Annotated in this window: 15 protein-coding genes; 11 read left to right on the forward strand and 4 right to left on the reverse strand. The window is 65.1% G+C overall.

Annotation, left to right across the window (positions count from 1 at the left end; genetic code table 11):
- Positions 1–11: 11 nt before the first annotated feature.
- On the reverse strand, positions 12–1568 hold the full coding sequence (locus Spa11_RS19965) for an exonuclease/endonuclease/phosphatase family protein (RefSeq protein WP_145116038.1): 1557 nt from the start codon (positions 1566–1568) through the stop codon (positions 12–14).
- A 133-nt stretch (positions 1569–1701) separates the two neighbouring features.
- A complete protein-coding gene (locus Spa11_RS19970; protein ID WP_145116040.1) occupies positions 1702–2919 on the reverse strand; it encodes a PEP-CTERM sorting domain-containing protein in 1218 nt (405 codons plus the stop codon).
- A gap of 480 nt (positions 2920–3399) precedes the next feature.
- Here Spa11_RS19970 and larB point away from each other — a divergent pair, with 480 nt between their 5' ends.
- The 8 genes from larB (at position 3400) to Spa11_RS20010 (ending at position 10152) form a co-directional block, all read left to right on the forward strand.
- Positions 3400–4119, forward strand: a complete 720-nt coding sequence (gene larB, locus Spa11_RS19975; RefSeq protein WP_145116043.1) for a nickel pincer cofactor biosynthesis protein LarB — start codon at positions 3400–3402, stop codon at positions 4117–4119.
- The gene (locus tag Spa11_RS19980; protein WP_145116046.1) at positions 4116–5015 is read left to right on the forward strand and encodes an NAD(P)H-hydrate dehydratase; all 900 of its coding nucleotides are present in this window, start codon (positions 4116–4118) and stop codon (positions 5013–5015) included. Before larB ends, Spa11_RS19980 begins: the two co-directional genes overlap by 4 nt.
- Positions 5016–5090: 75 nt before the next feature.
- Positions 5091–6038 (forward strand): bifunctional riboflavin kinase/FAD synthetase, encoded by a 948-nt coding sequence (locus tag Spa11_RS19985; protein WP_145116049.1) that lies wholly within the window; start codon positions 5091–5093, stop codon positions 6036–6038.
- A gap of 172 nt (positions 6039–6210) precedes the next feature.
- Positions 6211–7197: a DHH family phosphoesterase gene (locus Spa11_RS19990; protein ID WP_145116051.1), complete on the forward strand. Its 987-nt coding sequence runs from the start codon at positions 6211–6213 to the stop codon at positions 7195–7197.
- Between the two features lie 165 nt (positions 7198–7362).
- On the forward strand, positions 7363–8226 hold the full coding sequence (locus Spa11_RS19995; protein ID WP_145113967.1) for a transposase: 864 nt from the start codon (positions 7363–7365) through the stop codon (positions 8224–8226).
- Between the two features lie 58 nt (positions 8227–8284).
- Positions 8285–8677 carry a transposase gene (locus Spa11_RS20000; RefSeq protein WP_197529535.1) on the forward strand — a complete coding sequence of 131 codons (393 nt, stop codon included), beginning with the start codon at positions 8285–8287 and terminating at the stop codon, positions 8675–8677.
- A gap of 116 nt (positions 8678–8793) precedes the next feature.
- A complete protein-coding gene (locus Spa11_RS20005; RefSeq protein WP_145116055.1) occupies positions 8794–9543 on the forward strand; it encodes a hypothetical protein in 750 nt (249 codons plus the stop codon).
- Between the two features lie 240 nt (positions 9544–9783).
- Positions 9784–10152, forward strand: a complete 369-nt coding sequence (locus tag Spa11_RS20010; RefSeq protein ID WP_197529536.1) for a DUF5684 domain-containing protein — start codon at positions 9784–9786, stop codon at positions 10150–10152.
- 159 nt (positions 10153–10311) lie between these two features.
- Here the strand turns inward: Spa11_RS20010 and Spa11_RS20015 are convergent, their stop codons facing one another.
- Complete coding sequence (locus Spa11_RS20015; protein ID WP_145117081.1) at positions 10312–11919, reverse strand: glycine--tRNA ligase; 1608 nt, start codon at positions 11917–11919, stop codon at positions 10312–10314.
- A 144-nt stretch (positions 11920–12063) separates the two neighbouring features.
- The gene (locus Spa11_RS20020; RefSeq protein WP_145116057.1) at positions 12064–12822 is read right to left on the reverse strand and encodes a 2-phosphosulfolactate phosphatase; all 759 of its coding nucleotides are present in this window, start codon (positions 12820–12822) and stop codon (positions 12064–12066) included.
- A gap of 237 nt (positions 12823–13059) precedes the next feature.
- On the opposite strand from Spa11_RS20020, the gene ubiE reads away from it, so the two are divergent.
- From ubiE to Spa11_RS20035, 3 genes are all read left to right on the forward strand, one after another.
- The gene (gene ubiE, locus Spa11_RS20025) at positions 13060–13800 is read left to right on the forward strand and encodes a bifunctional demethylmenaquinone methyltransferase/2-methoxy-6-polyprenyl-1,4-benzoquinol methylase UbiE (protein WP_145116059.1); all 741 of its coding nucleotides are present in this window, start codon (positions 13060–13062) and stop codon (positions 13798–13800) included.
- 87 nt (positions 13801–13887) lie between these two features.
- Positions 13888–14574 carry a UbiX family flavin prenyltransferase gene (locus tag Spa11_RS20030; RefSeq protein WP_145116062.1) on the forward strand — a complete coding sequence of 229 codons (687 nt, stop codon included), beginning with the start codon at positions 13888–13890 and terminating at the stop codon, positions 14572–14574.
- Between the two features lie 171 nt (positions 14575–14745).
- Entirely contained in the window at positions 14746–15777 is a 1032-nt protein-coding gene (locus Spa11_RS20035) for a 4-hydroxybenzoate octaprenyltransferase (RefSeq protein WP_145116065.1), read from the forward strand.
- Positions 15778–15790 lie beyond the last annotated feature (13 nt).

The raw sequence follows: 15790 nt of genomic DNA on the forward strand, positions 1-15790 counted from the left end.
GAAACGTTTGGCTACGCAACTCGTGCGGTCCGCCCAGCGGACCCTACCAAGAGCGCGAGCATCATTAGGACGCTGGTCGGTTCCGGCACGCTCGTGCTCTGGGGAATCGATGCGCCGTAGTTCGCCGCCCAGACGTCGTAGCCGGCCTGCGTGTCGTCGGGCGAGTTGCCGTCACGCCAGACCGTGTAGTCCGCGGCGTCGACGCGGCCGTCGTTGTTGTAGTCGCCGGCCAAAGCGGCGGCGATCACTTCAAACGAGATCGGGACCTGCACCAGACTGTTCTCCGCGGCTTGGCTCAACGACGAGATCGTCAGCATGCCGGAGCGCAGCCCGAGCGTGGAGGTGTCAAGCGAAAGGTCGTAGCTGAGCCCGGCCGACAACGCCGCGGCGACCCCCGCGAACGCGCCGGTGATCGAGCCCGAGGTCGAGATCGAGAAGTCGAGCTCGTCGGCGCCGACCGCTGCGACGACGTCGGCGTCGTTCGTGACCGTCAGCCCGAGGGCAAACTCTTCGCCTTGCTCAAGCGTGAGAGGAATCTCGTCGAGCGCGTAGCCGAGCACGGCAGGGAGCTGGTAATCGGCGATCACCGGCAGGTGGTCGCTGAAGTCGTGCAGCGCGTTGAGCACCGCCGCCGGCTGCGAGCGGCCGACAAACGTGTTGTTGATCCGCTGGTTGTAGGACACGCCGTCGTTGCCGAACGCTTGGTACGAGTGCTCGAGCCCCGACATCCCGGTTGAGGTCGGGCCGATATAGCTGAGGCCCTCGCCGTCGAGCAGGCTCGACGTGACGAGTTGCAAGTCAAAACGGTCGTCGTTGCCGCCGGTGGCGCCGCCGTCGCCGATCGATGTCGTGCGGGTCGATTGCGTCAGGTGCTGCGCGTTCGCCGCACTCGGCCACGACAACAACGCGAGCGGGTCGAAGGCTTCGCCATTTCCGGACGCCGTCAGGTTGAGGTAGGTCGACTCGTTGTTGCTGTAGATATTGAAGTCGCCTGAGTAAACGATGTTGACGCCGGCGCCGAGGGCGTCCGCGTTGTTGCGAAGACGCTCAGCCTCTTCCGCACGTAGGTTGCGATCAGCCGCAGCGCTTCCGGCCTTGAGGTGGCTGACGTAGTTGTAGAACGTGGCGTCACTGGACGTGTAACCAACGGGCTGGAACTCCAGTCGACGCGTTGGACGCGGGCCGGTCGTGAAGACATTGACGTTCGCCTCTAGCGACACCGACGCCGAGTCGTACACGGCGGCAATCAAGTCGTTGCCCGATCCCGAGATGGCTACCTGGTACGAACTCACTCCGAAGAGATCGTTCAACGCGTCGGCCAATTGGCTGGCGGTCGAGACGCCGGCGGCAATCGTCCGCTGCTCTTGCAGCCCGATGACATCGGGCCGCTTGGCTATGCCGTTGCGGGGGGTAGTCGCAATCGCCTCGAAGACGGTCCGGGCGAGAGCCAAGTCCGTCGAGTCGAACGGCTTGTCAAGCGTGTTGTAGGTGACAACGCGGAGCTGCGCCGACGCCACGACAGGCGCCAACAGCGCGCAGAGAACGGCCACTCGAATCACTTGAGACATACCCGCCACGCTAACCACGGATCACTGAAACAGGAAGCAAACAACAAAGAAAAGGCGGGGCGACGAATCGCCCCGCCTCGATTGGACTCAACAACGACAACCCGGCCGAAGCCGAAGACCTCAGCGACAGGTCTTAACGGCGGCGGGCGGCGAAGAGGCCAGCCGCAGCCGACAGGAGGACCGCCAGCGACGTCGGTTCGGGAACCGAGACAGCCGGCGGCGTCGACGTGGCGCCGTAGTTATCGGCCCATGCGTCGTAGCCCGTTTGGCTGCTGTCGGGGGAATTGCCGTCACGCCAGACGGTGTAGTCAGCGGCGTCAACCTTGCCGTCGCTGTTGTAGTCGCCGGTCAGACCCGCAGCCTCGCTGAGGAGGATGTTGTCGAAAGCGAAATACTCGTCGCCGCCGTCCGAGACGCCATTGATCGTCAAAGTGAGCGTCGAGCCCGATCCAACCAACGCGGTCGTATAGGTAGCGAAGTCCGCGATCAATTGCTCCTCAACGAGCGAGCCGTCACCCGTAGTGACCACGAGTGGGTCCTTCGGCGGGTTGAACTCGGCCGTGTCGAAGGAGCCGTCAAGGTAGGCGCGGACATCCTCGGGACCACTGGCGAAGTTCACCGAGATGATGCCATCTTGAGGGGTGGTGTCGCCGTTGGTGCCGTCGTCGTCCGGGTGATAATCAATCACGCCCGGGGTCGGTCCGAAGTCAATCAGGTCTTGCCACTCGGCGGGAGTGAAGAACGTGTTCGTGAATCGATCAACAAACGTGCCGTCGTCCATTGTCCATGAGTAGAACGGACCCGTCTTGCCTTGGACACGAAAGGCAAGCTGTGAAGGGCCGCCATCGATCGAGTAGTTGAACTCGTACAAGTCGGCCTCTTCGAAGTCGCCGAGCATGCCCATGTCGATCGACATGACTAGGTTCGAGCGGCCTGATATATCGAATGACATGGACGCCGAAACTGCGCCCGACCCATCGGGGTTGTTGCTGTTGACTGTATCGACGCCCAAAACGAAGTCATCCGTCTTGAATTCGGAAACAAAGCCCGCCGTGTCGCCCGGGAACCCATCTAGAGACTCGTCGACAACACCGAAGGGAAGGTTGTCCGCGTCGGCGGTGCTCACCTCACCCCAGCGGTCGAAGATCGACCCCGAACCAGTTCCAAAGGTGCCACGTGGGCGGCCCGTGCCGTCGTTATTCGGGGTGAAGGTCAGCCCGGTCGAGCTGAATCCGCCGTTGGTCGCGCCGCCGTCGAAGTCCTCGCCGGCAAAGGGGGTCTGGGCGCCCGCCGCAAGCGGCAACGCCAACACAGCAGCCAGTGCGGCCGACTTCGCAAGAGTGAACGTCATGGTCAATCCCTGAGGTAGAAATAGCTCAGCAGGAAACGGGCTGATGGGGGGAACGAAAAGCGGCGGACCGCTTCTAAGGCAGGAGCAATCGGAGGGAGGTCTGTTCCAGAGAAGGGCGGCGACGCCGCGGCCGACTCCAAGAGACGCGTTTGCTACGAATCGGTGGGCCAAATCTGCTAGGACACCGCCGTGCGTCCCGATCGTTGCGGAGCCCACCCTGCCCAGTCTGAAAGCCCTCCTGGGCCTATTACCTGTGGCGGTGAACTATTCCGTGCCGCATCACGAAGCGATTTGGACTCCGCGGAACGGCCTTGCGGCACGGCGCGTGGAGCATCTGGATAGTAACTAAGGCCAGCACAAAACGCGACGCCCTAGTCGGCAAATTCATCAAATCTTGTCGAACCGACCCGCGGTGTCCTCTCCCCCGCCGCCCCCGTACTCCCCCGCTCCAGCACGGCGTCGAGAAGTTAAGATGGCGGGATGGCCGACTCCCCCCCTAGCCTGCCCCTCGCCGATGGCGCCGTCACCCTCGACGCCGACCGCCGGCGTCGATGTGGTTATCCCGAAGTGGTTTACGGCGAAGGCAAGCCGCCTGAGGCGATCGCCGCTGTCTTTGCCGCCCTGCTCAGCCGGGGCGAGCCGGCCCTGGCGACCCGGGTCGATCCCGCCGCCGCGGCGCTGCTGCTAGAGCGGTTCCCCTCCGCCCGGCACAACGCGATCGCCCGGACCGTCAACGCCACCGCCCAAGGTGTAGCCCCGGCTGAACCTATCGGCCGAGTCGCTGTCATCACCGCCGGGACGACCGACCTCCCGGTCGCCGAAGAGGCGGCCGAGACGCTCCTCTGGATGGGTCTGGCCGTCACCCGCGTCAACGACGTGGGCGTCGCCGGCCCGCACCGTTTGCGCGAACGGCTCGCCGAGTTCGAGTCCGCCGACGCGATCGTCGTCGCCGCCGGCATGGAGGGCGCCCTGCCGAGCGTCGTCGCGGGCTATGTCTCATCCCCGGTGATCGCCGTCCCGACGAGCGTCGGGTACGGCGCCAACCTCGGCGGCGTCGCGGCGCTCTTGTCGATGCTCAACAGCTGCGCGTCGAACGTCGCGGTGGTGAACATCGACGCGGGCTTCAAGGCGGGTTACATGGCGGGCCTGATTGCCTCTCAGAAACACGTCGCCTTACGCCAACAAGAGGCGCCCAAGTGATCGACGTCACGCACGACCCACTCCCCGCGCTCCGAGATCGCCTCGCGACCTCGCACAAAGGCGACTACGGCCGCGCGCTGGTGGTGGGCGGTTCGCTCGGCATGGCCGGCGCGCCGGCGCTCGCGGGCATGGCTTGCCTCCGCTCGGGCGCGGGCCTCGTGAGCGTCGCGACGCCGCGCTGCGTGCAGGCGACGGTCGCCTCGTTCTGCGCGGCGTACATGACGCAGCCGTTGGCGGACGATGGCGAACGCCTCGTCGATAAAGCCGGGCAAGCCGTCGCGAAACTCCTCGAAGACGCCGACGCCGCCGCCATTGGCCCCGGCCTCGGCCGCAGTGATGCGATTAACTCGTTGGTGGGAGCGATGTGGACGCTTCCCACGCCGATGGTCGTCGATGCCGATGCCCTCAACTCGCTGGCGCTGATGGGCTCGAGCCGCGCCGCTCCCGCTGGCCCGCGCGTCCTGACGCCGCACGCCGGCGAGTTCGCGCGGCTCAGCGGCTCGCCGCTTAGCGACCCCAACCACCCCGAAGAACGCCGCGACCGCACCGCCGAACTCGTCCAATCGCTCGGCGGCGATCAAACCGTTGTCCTTCTCAAGGGCGCTCATACCATCATCACGGATGGCGATCGCTACGCGGTCAACGCCACGGGCAACCCCGGCATGGCGACCGGCGGGACCGGCGACGTCCTCACCGGCGTCATCACGGCGCTGCTCGCCCAAGGCCTCGACGCCTTCGCCGCGGCCCGGCTCGCCGCCCACGTCCACGGGTTGGCGGGCGACCTCGCAGCGGCGAAGCTAGGCGTCATCGCCCTCACCGCCACCGACCTCCTCGATTACCTGCCCGAAGCCTGGAATCAAACGACGAAGCTAACCCAACTCAGCGCCGATATCTGAGGAGGGCCGCACACCGCGACGCGTTCCCCCTTATCCCCTAGCCCCTTCAGCCCCTAACCCCTCGTCCCTCCCCCGTTGCACATCACCCGCCATCTCGCCGACCTCCCAGCCGACGCCCGGGGCGGCGCCGTGGCGATCGGTAATTTCGATGGCGTCCATCGGGGCCACGCGAAGATCGCCGAGCGGCTCGTCGCCCGCGCGCGGGAGATCGAAGGACCGGCGGTGGTCTTCACTTTCGACCCGCATCCCGTGCGGGTGCTGCGCCCCCACGAGTACCCGCCGCCGCTCACGTGGACCGAGCGGAAGGCCGAGCTGCTGACGAAGCTCGGCGTCGATCACGTCGTCGCCTACCCCACTGACGAAGCGCTGCTGCGACTCACCACGCGCGAGTTCTTCGATCTCGTGCTCCGCGAGTCGATGGCCGCCAAGGCGCTCGTCGAAGGCCCGAACTTCTTCTTCGGTCACAACCGTGAAGGGGACGTCGCGCTCCTCGGCAAGTTCGCCGCCGAGGCGGGCATGAGCCTCGACGTCGTCGAGCCGAACAGCGAAGGGGGTGAGCTGGTAAGCAGCTCGCGTATCCGCCGCCTCATCGGCGAAACAGGCGACGTGGGCCGCGCGCTGACGATGCTCACGGCGCCCTATCGCATCCGCGGCATCGTCACCCACGGCGCCGGCCGCGGCGCGAAGATCGGCTTCCCCACCGCCAACCTCGAAGGCATCGACACGATCCTCCCCGCCGAGGGCGTCTACGCCGGCGTCGGCAGGCTCGTCGGTCGCGACGGCCCCATGGGCGTTTGGCCCGCCGCGATCAACATCGGCCCCAACCCCACCTTCGGCGAGGTCCACGCCAAGGTCGAGGCCCACCTCATCGGTTGCGACGAAACCGTCTACGGCCGCCCGGTAGAAGTTGACTTCCTCGACCGCTTACGCGACATCCGGACTTTCGCCTCCGCCGACGAACTAGTCGAGCAGGTAAAGAAAGATGTCGCCGCGACTCAGACCATCGTTACCAAAAACTATTAACCACAGAGCCACGGAGGGCACGGAGGACAACACAGAGTAAATGAATGACAAATGACCAAGCCCCAATGACCAATGTTTGGAGTTGGCGCTTTTCATTGGTCATTGGAATTTGCTCATTGGTCATTCCTCAGTGTCCTCTGTGCCTCCGTGGTAAAACCGAACTACGAAAGACATGCCCATCGACTGGACCCCGCTCCGCAAGCTCGTCGCTGAGTGCGACTCGTTCGCGCTCACGTCGCACACCCGCGCCGATTGCGACGCCGTCGGCAGCGAGCTGGGCCTACTGTACGCGCTGGAGTCGCTCGGCAAGCGGGTGCGGATCATCAACGCCGACGCGCCGCCGGAGCACATCCGTTTTATTGATGTCGAGGGCCGCGTCGAGGTATTGGGCGAGGGCGTCACCGTCGAAGACGTTCATCAGGCCGACGCGCACATCGTCTGCGACACCAGCGCGTGGGGGCAACTCGGCGCCATGGCGGACGTGATCCGCTCGTCGCCTGCGCAGCGCCTCGTCATCGACCACCATCAGAGCGGCGACGACCTCGGCGCCACGGTCCTCAAGGACGACACGGCAGAAGCGACGGGCCGGCTGATCGTCGAGGCAATGGACGCCCTCAAAGTCCCCATCTCGCCCAAGGCGGCGATGCCCCTCTTCGCGGCGATCGCCACCGACACGGGCTGGTTCCGCTTCCCGTCGGTGACGCCGATCACCTACCGCACCATCGCCCGCCTGATGGAAGCCGGCGCCAACCCCACCGAGCTCTTTCAGCAACTCTACGACCGCAACACGGCCGCCCGAGTACGGCTGCACGGTCGCATCATGGAGAGCATCGCTCTCGAACTCGACGGCCGCGTCGCGTTCGGACAAGCGACCGACGAGGACTTCCAGGCGACTGGCGCCGCGCAGGCAGACACCGAGGACGTGGTCAATCGCCTCTTGAGCGTCGAGGGCGTTGAGGTCGCGGTGCTGCTAGCGAACATGGAGCCGGGCCTCATCAAGGCGAGCCTCCGCAGCCGCACCATCGTCGATGTGCGTCCCGTGGCGGAAAAGTTCGGCGGCGGCGGCCACGCCAAAGCGGCCGGCGTCCGCTATCGCGGCACAATCGCCGAAGCCAAGGCCGCGCTGCTAGCAGCGATCGTCGAACAGTTTCACGATTGAGAACGGCGAGCCGTAAGCGTCAGCGCCCGGAGTACGCCTGGTACCCGCTTCACGCCGGGCGCTGACCAGGATTATGCAAGGGCTAGCACGGTCCGATGGCGAAGAGGGAGTCCGCGTCCCATTCTGCATGGAGAGATTCTATTCCTTGCAGGGGGAGACGATCCGATGGAACGCGAACTCTGGCGGTTATTGTACCGTTTGGTGAAACAGTTGGACGTGGGATGGGGGAGTTGGAGGTACTCCACCGGCGACATCGTGGTGGTTTACCTGTGGGCGGTGGTCCACGACCGCCCCACCGCCTGGGCCGCGTGCCCCGAGAACTGGCCCACCGACCTCTGCCCTCAACCTTTGCCGACGCAAGGCACGCTGAGCCGACGCTTGCGTAAGCCCGCTTGCGTGCTGCTGCTGACGGCCGTGGAGCAGCGGCTGATCGGGCTGCTGAACCTGGGCCAGGGGATCGTCAAGAAGATCGATGGCAAGGCGCTCGCGGTGAGTCTGGTGAGCAAGGACCCCGACGCGGGCTACGGCCGTGGCGCCGGGGGCAAGCAGCTGGGCTACAAGCTGCATGTGATCTGGGGCGATGGGCCGATGCCGCTGGCCTGGGACCTCTCACCGATGAACGTCAGCGAGAAACGCGTGGCCCGCTGGTTGATCGAAGGGCTTGCCGGCGGCGGTTACCTGCTGGCGGACACCGAGTACGACGCCAACCCGCTCTACGACGCGGCCCAAGCCGAAGGGTTTCAGCTGGTGGCGAAGAAACGCAAGGGGAAAGGCTTGGGCCACCAACGACATTCGCCCAGTCGGCTGCGGAGCATCGAGCTGTTGGGGACGGCGTTCGGGGCGGCTCTCTACCGCCAGCGGACGGCGATCGAGACCTCCTTCGGGACGCTGGTCACCTTCGGCGGCGGGCTCGCCTCGCTCCCCGCCTGGGTCCGACGCTTCCACCGCGTCCGACACTGGGTCCAGGCCAAGCTCCTTATCGCCGGAACCCGCTCGCTCGCAAAGAACCCTCAGCTACTAGTTGCATAATCCTGTGACGCTTACGGCTCGCCGCCGATTGTTCAGTTCCTCACCACCCGCCGCNCGCGTGGCCCGCTGGTTGATCGAAGGGCTTGCCGGCGGCGGTTACCTGCTGGCGGACACCGAGTACGACGCCAACCCGCTCTACGACGCGGCCCAAGCCGAAGGGTTTCAGCTGGTGGCGAAGAAACGCAAGGGGAAAGGCTTGGGCCACCAACGACATTCGCCCAGTCGGCTGCGGAGCATCGAGCTGTTGGGGACGGCGTTCGGGGCGGCTCTCTACCGCCAGCGGACGGCGATCGAGACCTCCTTCGGGACGCTGGTCACCTTCGGCGGCGGGCTCGCCTCGCTCCCCGCCTGGGTCCGACGCTTCCACCGCGTCCGACACTGGGTCCAGGCCAAGCTCCTTATCGCCGGAACCCGCTCGCTCGCAAAGAACCCTCAGCTACTAGTTGCATAATCCTGTGACGCTTACGGCTCGCCTGCCTTTGCCATCGCAACCGTTAAAGTTTCGCGCGCCGCCGCGCCGACCACAGACGATGAGCCCCTGTCCTCTCGTCCCTGAGTCGTCCCGCTATGTGGTGCCGCCACTGCCAGCAAGACACGCCCGCCATCGGCCTGCCCGGCGCGAGCGGCCCGCGCTGTAGCCGCTGCCAACGCACGCCGCCGCCGGCGAGCGAATCGCAGCCGACAGCGAACGCTAACTCGTATGGCGACGACGATGGCGACGAGGCCCGCCGCGCGATCTACCGCACGCTGCGCTCGGCCCACGCCACTGTCTCCGCCGGTGAGGCGTCACGCACTTTCCGCACCGACATCGCCCACACACCCCTGAGCGAAGCGCTCGCGGCGCCGCATCGCGCGCCGGTGCGGCGGGTCGAACACCGCGCTGCGCCGCCGGTGACGCCGATGCCAGCCCGAGCGGCGTTCTCGACGCGCGGTCAGGTGCTCGCCTGGTTGCTCGCATCGACGGGCGCCGCCTGTATCGGCCTCGGTATCGGCCTCGGCGCGTGGTCGCTTATCGGTGGACAAGAAGACCTCTGGAATCCCGCGGTCGCCGCGGCGCTCGGCGGTCAGGGCCTGTTGATCGTCGGCCTGCTGCAGCTGCTCTCGTCGCTGTGGAACGCGGCCCGCCACGCCGCCGGCAAGCTGTCGCTGATGCACGACGAGCTACGCCGCCTCCGCCGCACGACCGAAGAGTCCGCCGCCCGCCACAGTCCGTCCGCCGCGTCGTACTTCGCCGACCTGGCGCGCGAAGCGCCCGCCGAGATGCTGCTAGGAAACCTCCGCGGTCAACTCGACCACCTCGCCTCACGGCTGCGGTAAGAAGAGTTAGCCGCCGATGGACGCAGATGAACGCGGATGCGTCATGGTAGGTTGACTCAACTCACCAAGACGCATCCGCGTTTATCTGCGGCTGCTTTCCCGTCACGCGGTGTTCGGCTTCGGCCGTCGTGTCACTCGTTATGGGCAAATGAAGCTCGTAGCTATGGTACCAGCCGAGCACTCGAGATAACGCGGGACTGACAAGATTGTCCCCTCTACTAGCCACCACGAGACTTGACGATGGACCAGGATGCCATTGATACGTTGGCTGGGCTGATGGTGCTTAGCGGTATCGCCGCATTTCTTCTTGTGTACGTTGCCGGGAGCTGGAAGGCGTTCGACAAAGCCCGGGAGCCCGGATGGAGTTGCTTGATTCCGATCTACAACTACTACGCGATGTGCAAGATCGGAGGCAAATCAGGTTGGTGGGTCTTCCTTCTGGTAATCCCAATTGTCGGCCTTTTTGCGCTGGCTGCAATTTCGATGGGGGTCAGCAGGAACTACGGAAAGAGCGAGCTCTTCGGCTTGGGTCTGGCGTTTCTTCCGTTCATCTTCTGGCCGATCCTTGGCTTCGATAAATCGGTTTACCAAGGTCCACGGCGCGTCTAGGACAACGGAGTTGCTATCGACTTCGAGTGTGTCGAGTCGAGTATCTGTCGCCGTTGCCCTTTCGTGTCGCGGTCTCGCACACGGATAAAGGCCGATGCCCCTTGGCGAGTTGACTCAACTCGCCAAGCGACATCCGCGTCTATCTGCGTTTATCTGCGGCTACTCCCCCGTCACGCGGCGTTCGATCTCCGCGACCACGTCGTCGAGCTTCAGCCGTACCTGCTCGAGCGTGTCGCGGTCGCGCATCGTGACCGTGTTGTCTTGCAGCGTTTGACCATCGACCGTGATGCAGTAGGGCGTGCCCGCTTCGTCTTGGCGGCGGTAGCGGCGGCCCACGGCGCCCTTCTCGTCGTAGAACGCCGGGAACTTCTTCTTGATCGCCCGGTAGAGGTCCTGGGCGACCTCGGGCATGCCGTCCTTCTTCACCAGCGGGAAGACGGCCGCCTTGATCGGGGCGATCCGCGGGTGGAACTTCATCACCACGCGCGTCTGGTCCTCGCCCTTGTCGTCAGGCGCGGTGTCCTCGGTGTAGGCCTCGCACAGCAGCGCGAGCACGCCACGGTCGGCGCCGGCGGAGGGCTCGATCACATGCGGCGTGAACCGCTCGTTGGTCATGTCGTCGCGGTACGTCAGGTCGCGGCCCGAGCCCTTGTGGACCGGTTTGCCGTCCTCGCCGAGCTGCAGCGTGAGCGGACAACTATTCGGGTCGAGCTTGCCCTCCATGTGGCTGCGGAGGTCGAAGTCGCCACGGTGCGCGATCCCCTCGAGTTCGCCATACTCGCCCTCGGGGAGGAAGGGGAAGGCGTACTCGATGTCGGCCGTGCCGGTGCTGTAGTGCGAGAGTTCGTCCGGGTGGTGATCGCGGAGGATCAGCCGGTCGCCGGCGAGGCCGATCTCTTGCCACCACTTCATCCGGCGGTCACGCCAGTACTTGTACCAGTCGGCCGACTGGCTGGGGTGACAGAAGAACTCGATCTCCATCTGCTCGAACTCGCGCGAACGGAACGTGAAGTTCCGCGGCGTGATCTCGTTGCGGAAAGACTTTCCGATCTGCGCGATGCCCACCGGCACCTTTACTCGAGAGCTGTCGATGACGTTCTTGAAGTTGACGAAGATGCCCTGCGCCGTTTCGGGACGCAGAAATGCCCGGCCCTCTTCGCCGGCGAGCGCGCCGATCGTCGTCGGGAACATCAGGTTGAAGTCCCGCGGATCGGTGAACGTGCCGAGCTCGCTCGCCTCGGGCGCGAGCGCCTTGGTGAAGTCGGCGAGGTCGATCTTGTCGAGCGTCGTCAACGGGCCGTCCCAAGCGAGCTGGTCGGCGTCCTTCGAGCGGATTTTGAAGTGCTTCAGCGCACGCCGTTCGATCTCGGGGCCTTCATCCTCGGCGACAGTGGTGACGAAAATCTTCTCGCCCTTCGCCTCGACCCAACGGCCGCGCACCTGGTCGTAGCGGTAACGCTTCTTGGTCTCGCGGCAGTCGACCATCTTGTCGACGAACAAGTCGAAGTGGCCCGAGCACTTCCACACTTGCGGATGCATGATGATCGTGCAGTCGAGGCCCGTCATCTCGTACGGGCTCGGCGCGCCGGGGAGCGTCGCCAGATCGTCGTGCGCGCTAACCATGTCGCGCCACCACGCCTCTTTGACGTTGCGTTTCAGCTCGACGCCCAGCGGGCCGTAGTCCCAGAAGCCGTTGAGCCCGCCGTAGATCTCGCTCGACTGGAAGAGGATGCCGCGCCGGCGGCAGAGCGAGACCAGCTTTTCCATTTCCATGGGAGGGCGCTTCGCTTGTGAGAGGTGAGGCTTGAGGCGTGAGGAAGTAGTAATCCCCTCCCCCTTGTGGGGAGGGGGACTAAGTAGACCCGCCAGTCTAGCGGAGCGTTCGCGCCGGCTAGAGGGGGGCCCACTCGGCTAAAGGGGGGTAAGCCGGCCGTCGGTCGGGTTGTAGACCGGGACCACGTCGAGGGCGTCGATGGCTGCACATCTTGCCAGGTCGGCCTCCATGCCGATCGCCAGCAGGTTCTTGGCGCCGGCCGTGTCGTGAAGTTCGAGCGTGAACTGCTCGCTGGGCTTGCGGCCGAGGGCCCGGGCGGTGGTGAGCAGCTCTTGCCATTCGCCGAGCACCTGACGGGCCTGATCATTCAGTTCACGGGGGCCGCGGGTCAGCAGCTCGCTGCCGATCGCCCCGGCGGCGAGCTGGTCTTCGCGCGTGACGTGCCCGTTGGTCCCCGCGCAGAGCAGATGCACCGCCTCGTCCGCGGCGATGGCGTCCACCACGGCCGACAGGTTCACCGCCGCTCCGACGACGACCTTCGCCGCCAGCCGTGCGTGCTGCAAAGCGCGAGTGCCGTTAGTGGTCGTGAAGAAGACGCGACGGTCAAAAACCTCGTCCGGCGTGAACTCCGCCGGCGAGTTCCCCAAGTCGAACCCCTCAATCCGCGTGCAATGCCGCTCGCCTGCCAGCACCAGCTCGGCACGGTCCAGGCCCTCCACCGCGCGGACCACGTCGCCAACCTCCAAAAATGCCGTCACGTCCCGCGCCCCAGAAGCCAGAGCCTGGCAGATCGTCGTGGACGCCCGCAACAGGTCGATGACGACCACCGTCGCGCCGGCGAGGTCGGTCTCGGCGACAAACTGCGGCAAGTAATGGACGGAGAGGCTGTTGGGCACGGAATTCGGTGGCTACGCAGGTGATTTCGAAGCTTCTGAATGACGAAGCACGAATGACGAACCTGCCGGAGGGACGTGCCGCTGCCGGCAGGTTCGTCATTCGTCATTCGGATTTCGTCATTCTCTTCCAACTTCCCCCCCCTTGGCGATCCCTGGCGCTCATGGCGTCTTGGCGGTTAAACTGGGCAGCCTCCCACGGTTCTTGTGTCGTGCCCTTCCCCTGTAGCCGCCCCTGCCATGTCCAACGTTGCCGCTGTCGACAAGTCCGGCGACCGGGTGCGGCGGATGTTTGGCGAAATCGCCCCGCGGTACGACCTGCTGAACCACCTGCTCAGCGGCAACGTCGATCGCTACTGGCGCTGGCGGACGACGCGGATCGTTCCTCCGGCGACGACCGGACCGCTGGCGGACGCGCCGATCCTCGACTTGTGCACAGGGACGGGCGACCTCGCTTTGGCGTACGACCGCGCCGCCAGAGGCAAGCTCCGCATCACGGCCGCCGACTTCTGTCCCGAGATGCTCCAGCTCGGCAAGGCCAAAGGCGCCAAACGCGGGCTCAACGACCGTATCGAATGGGTCGAAGCCGACGCCAACTCGCTGCCGTTCGCTAGCGACACTTACCAACTCGTCACGGCCGCGTTCGGCCTGCGGAACGTCAGCGACACCGACGCCGGCCTGCGCGAGATGACCCGCGTCTGCCGCCGCGGCGGCAAGGTTGCGGTGCTCGAGTTCACCACCCCGCGCTGGCAACCTTTCAAAGCGTTCTACGGCTGGTACTTCCGCAACGTCCTGCCACGCATCGGCCAAGCCGTGATGCGCAACAGCACCGCCGCGTACGAGTATCTCCCCGAGAGCGTCAAAGGATTCTACGAGTACGAACAACTAACCGAGCGCATGACCTCTGCGGGCTTGGCGAATGTTCGCTACCACCCACTAACCCTCGGCATCGCAACCTTGTACGTCGGGGAAAAGAAGTGAACCACAAAGGAACAAAGTAACGAAGGAAACGATCCATCAAGCCTTCCTTTGTTCCTTCGTTCCTTTGTGGTTGATTTGCAAGAAGTAATGAGTGAACTCCCAATCATCGTTGGAATCACCGGCGCGAGCGGCGCGGCTTATGCCGTGCGGCTGGTGGATGTGCTACTTCGCGCGGGGCGAGACGTGCATCTGGCGATCAGCCCCAGTGGCGCCGCCGTGATCGAGCAAGAGCTGGGCGTGAAGCTCGACCTCAACGACTTCGATGCAGCATCGATCGCCCCGCATAAATTCCCCCTGCTCCTTCGATCTGAGCCGGTGGCGCAAGCCCTCGGTGCGCCCCACGAACCAACGTCCCAACGCGGAACCCTTTCATACTACCACCACCAAAACTTCATGGCCCCGATGGCCAGCGGCTCGTTCCTCTCGGCCGGAATGGCGATCGTCCCGTGCAGCGGCACGACGCTCTCGGCCATCGCCTGCGGCTCGGCGAGCAACCTGATCCAGCGCGCCGCCGAGGTGCATCTCAAAGAACGCCGCCCGCTGGTGCTCGTCCCGCGCGAGACGCCAGTCTCGCTGACGCACATCGACAACATGCGCCGCGCCGCCGAAGCCGGCGCCGTGATCCTGCCGGCGTCCCCGGGCTGGTACCACGGCGTGACGCAGATCGCCGACTTGGTCGATTTCGTCGTCGCACGGATCTGCGACCAACTCGGCGTACGGAACGCATTGATGAAACGCTGGGGGGAAGAGCCCCGGAGGGGCGACAGCGCGTAGCCAGTGGCGCAAGCCCCTGGTAACGGCGACGACGAATTCAAAGCCCCGGAGGGGCGACAGCAACGACGCAATCAATAGTGCTGTCGCCCCTCCGGGGCTCCAACGAGAAACCACCCGCTTTCCAGGGGCTTGCGCCCCTAGCTACGCGCTGCCGCCCCTGCGGGGCTTTTGATGTTCAAGACCGTCTCCCACCTCCTGTCGCTCATCCGCTTCAGCCACACGCTGTTCGCGCTGCCGTTCGCGCTGTTGGCGGCGCTGATGGCTTGGACGCTTACGGCCGACAAACTACTTGAAGGCTTGGGTAAACCTTACGTTACAACTGAATCAGGCGGTCAGATCAGAATCGCTTACAGGCCAGAGATGGCAATCAATGGCATGAGAATGCCGGATGAGATTGCTCACTTATCGATGGTTGGATTTATAGACACTGCTTTGAAGCAGCTTGTCGGCATCCTCCTCTGCATGGTCTTCGCCCGCAGCGCCGCGATGGCGTTCAACCGGCTGGTGGACCGCAAGCTCGACGCCGCGAATCCGCGCACCGCGAGGCGCCACCTACCGGCAGGCATTCTGAGCGTTGGGGCTGTCACGGCATTCACCCTACTAAGTTCACTCGGCTTCATCGCCAGCACACTGCTGTTCCTCCCCAACTGGCTGCCGCTCGCTCTCAGCGTCCCCGTGCTCGCCTGGCTGTGCGGTTACAGCTACGCGAAGCGGTTCACGTCGCTGGCACATTTCTGGCTCGGGGCGGCGCTGGGGATGTCGCCGATTGCGGCTTGGATCGCGATCCGCGGCGAGGCGGTGATGGCTGATCCGCTTGATCTGCTGCCTGCCGCGGTGCTTGGCGCCGCGGTGCTGGCTTGGGTCGGCGGCTTCGACATCCTTTACGCCTGCCAGGACTACGAGTACGACAAGTCGGTCGGCCTGCGGAGCGTCCCCGCTAAGCTCGGCGTCCGCGGCGCCCTGCGGCTCGCTGCGGCTTGCCACGCCGTCGCCGTCGTGCTGCTAGCCCTCGTGCCGCTGGTCTACCCACCCTTCGGCGTGGTCTACTGGTGCGGCGTCGCCGCCGTAGCGGGCCTGCTCGTCTACGAGCACTCGCTAGTGCGACCCGACGACCTCGCGCGCGTCAACCAAGCGTTCTTCCACGTCAACGCCGTGATCAGCCTCGGCCTGCTCGCGGTTGGAACGCTAGACCTAATAATTTAAAAACAGGAACCAC

The organism is Botrimarina mediterranea (assembly GCF_007753265.1).
In the GTDB taxonomy this organism is placed as follows: Bacteria; Planctomycetota; Planctomycetia; order Pirellulales; family Lacipirellulaceae; genus Botrimarina; species Botrimarina mediterranea.

Excerpts from the sequence above, each read along its gene's own strand:
- Spa11_RS19970 (WP_145116040.1), bottom strand. The coding sequence starts at position 2,919 with ATGACGTTCACTCTTGCGAAGTCGGCCGCACTGGCTGCTGTGTTGGCG.
- Spa11_RS20015 (WP_145117081.1), bottom strand. The coding sequence starts at position 11,919 with ATGGAAAAGCTGGTCTCGCTCTGCCGCCGGCGCGGCATCCTCTTCCAG.
- Spa11_RS20030 (WP_145116062.1), top strand. The coding sequence starts at position 13,888 with ATGAGTGAACTCCCAATCATCGTTGGAATCACCGGCGCGAGCGGCGCG.
- larB (WP_145116043.1), top strand. The coding sequence starts at position 3,400 with ATGGCCGACTCCCCCCCTAGCCTGCCCCTCGCCGATGGCGCCGTCACC.
- Spa11_RS19995 (WP_145113967.1), top strand. The coding sequence starts at position 7,363 with ATGGAACGCGAACTCTGGCGGTTATTGTACCGTTTGGTGAAACAGTTG.
- Spa11_RS19990 (WP_145116051.1), top strand. The coding sequence starts at position 6,211 with ATGCCCATCGACTGGACCCCGCTCCGCAAGCTCGTCGCTGAGTGCGAC.
- Spa11_RS20010 (WP_197529536.1), top strand. The coding sequence starts at position 9,784 with ATGGACCAGGATGCCATTGATACGTTGGCTGGGCTGATGGTGCTTAGC.
- Spa11_RS19965 (WP_145116038.1), bottom strand. The coding sequence starts at position 1,568 with ATGTCTCAAGTGATTCGAGTGGCCGTTCTCTGCGCGCTGTTGGCGCCT.
- Spa11_RS20005 (WP_145116055.1), top strand. The coding sequence starts at position 8,794 with ATGTGGTGCCGCCACTGCCAGCAAGACACGCCCGCCATCGGCCTGCCC.
- Spa11_RS20035 (WP_145116065.1), top strand. The coding sequence starts at position 14,746 with ATGTTCAAGACCGTCTCCCACCTCCTGTCGCTCATCCGCTTCAGCCAC.
- ubiE (WP_145116059.1), top strand. The coding sequence starts at position 13,060 with ATGTCCAACGTTGCCGCTGTCGACAAGTCCGGCGACCGGGTGCGGCGG.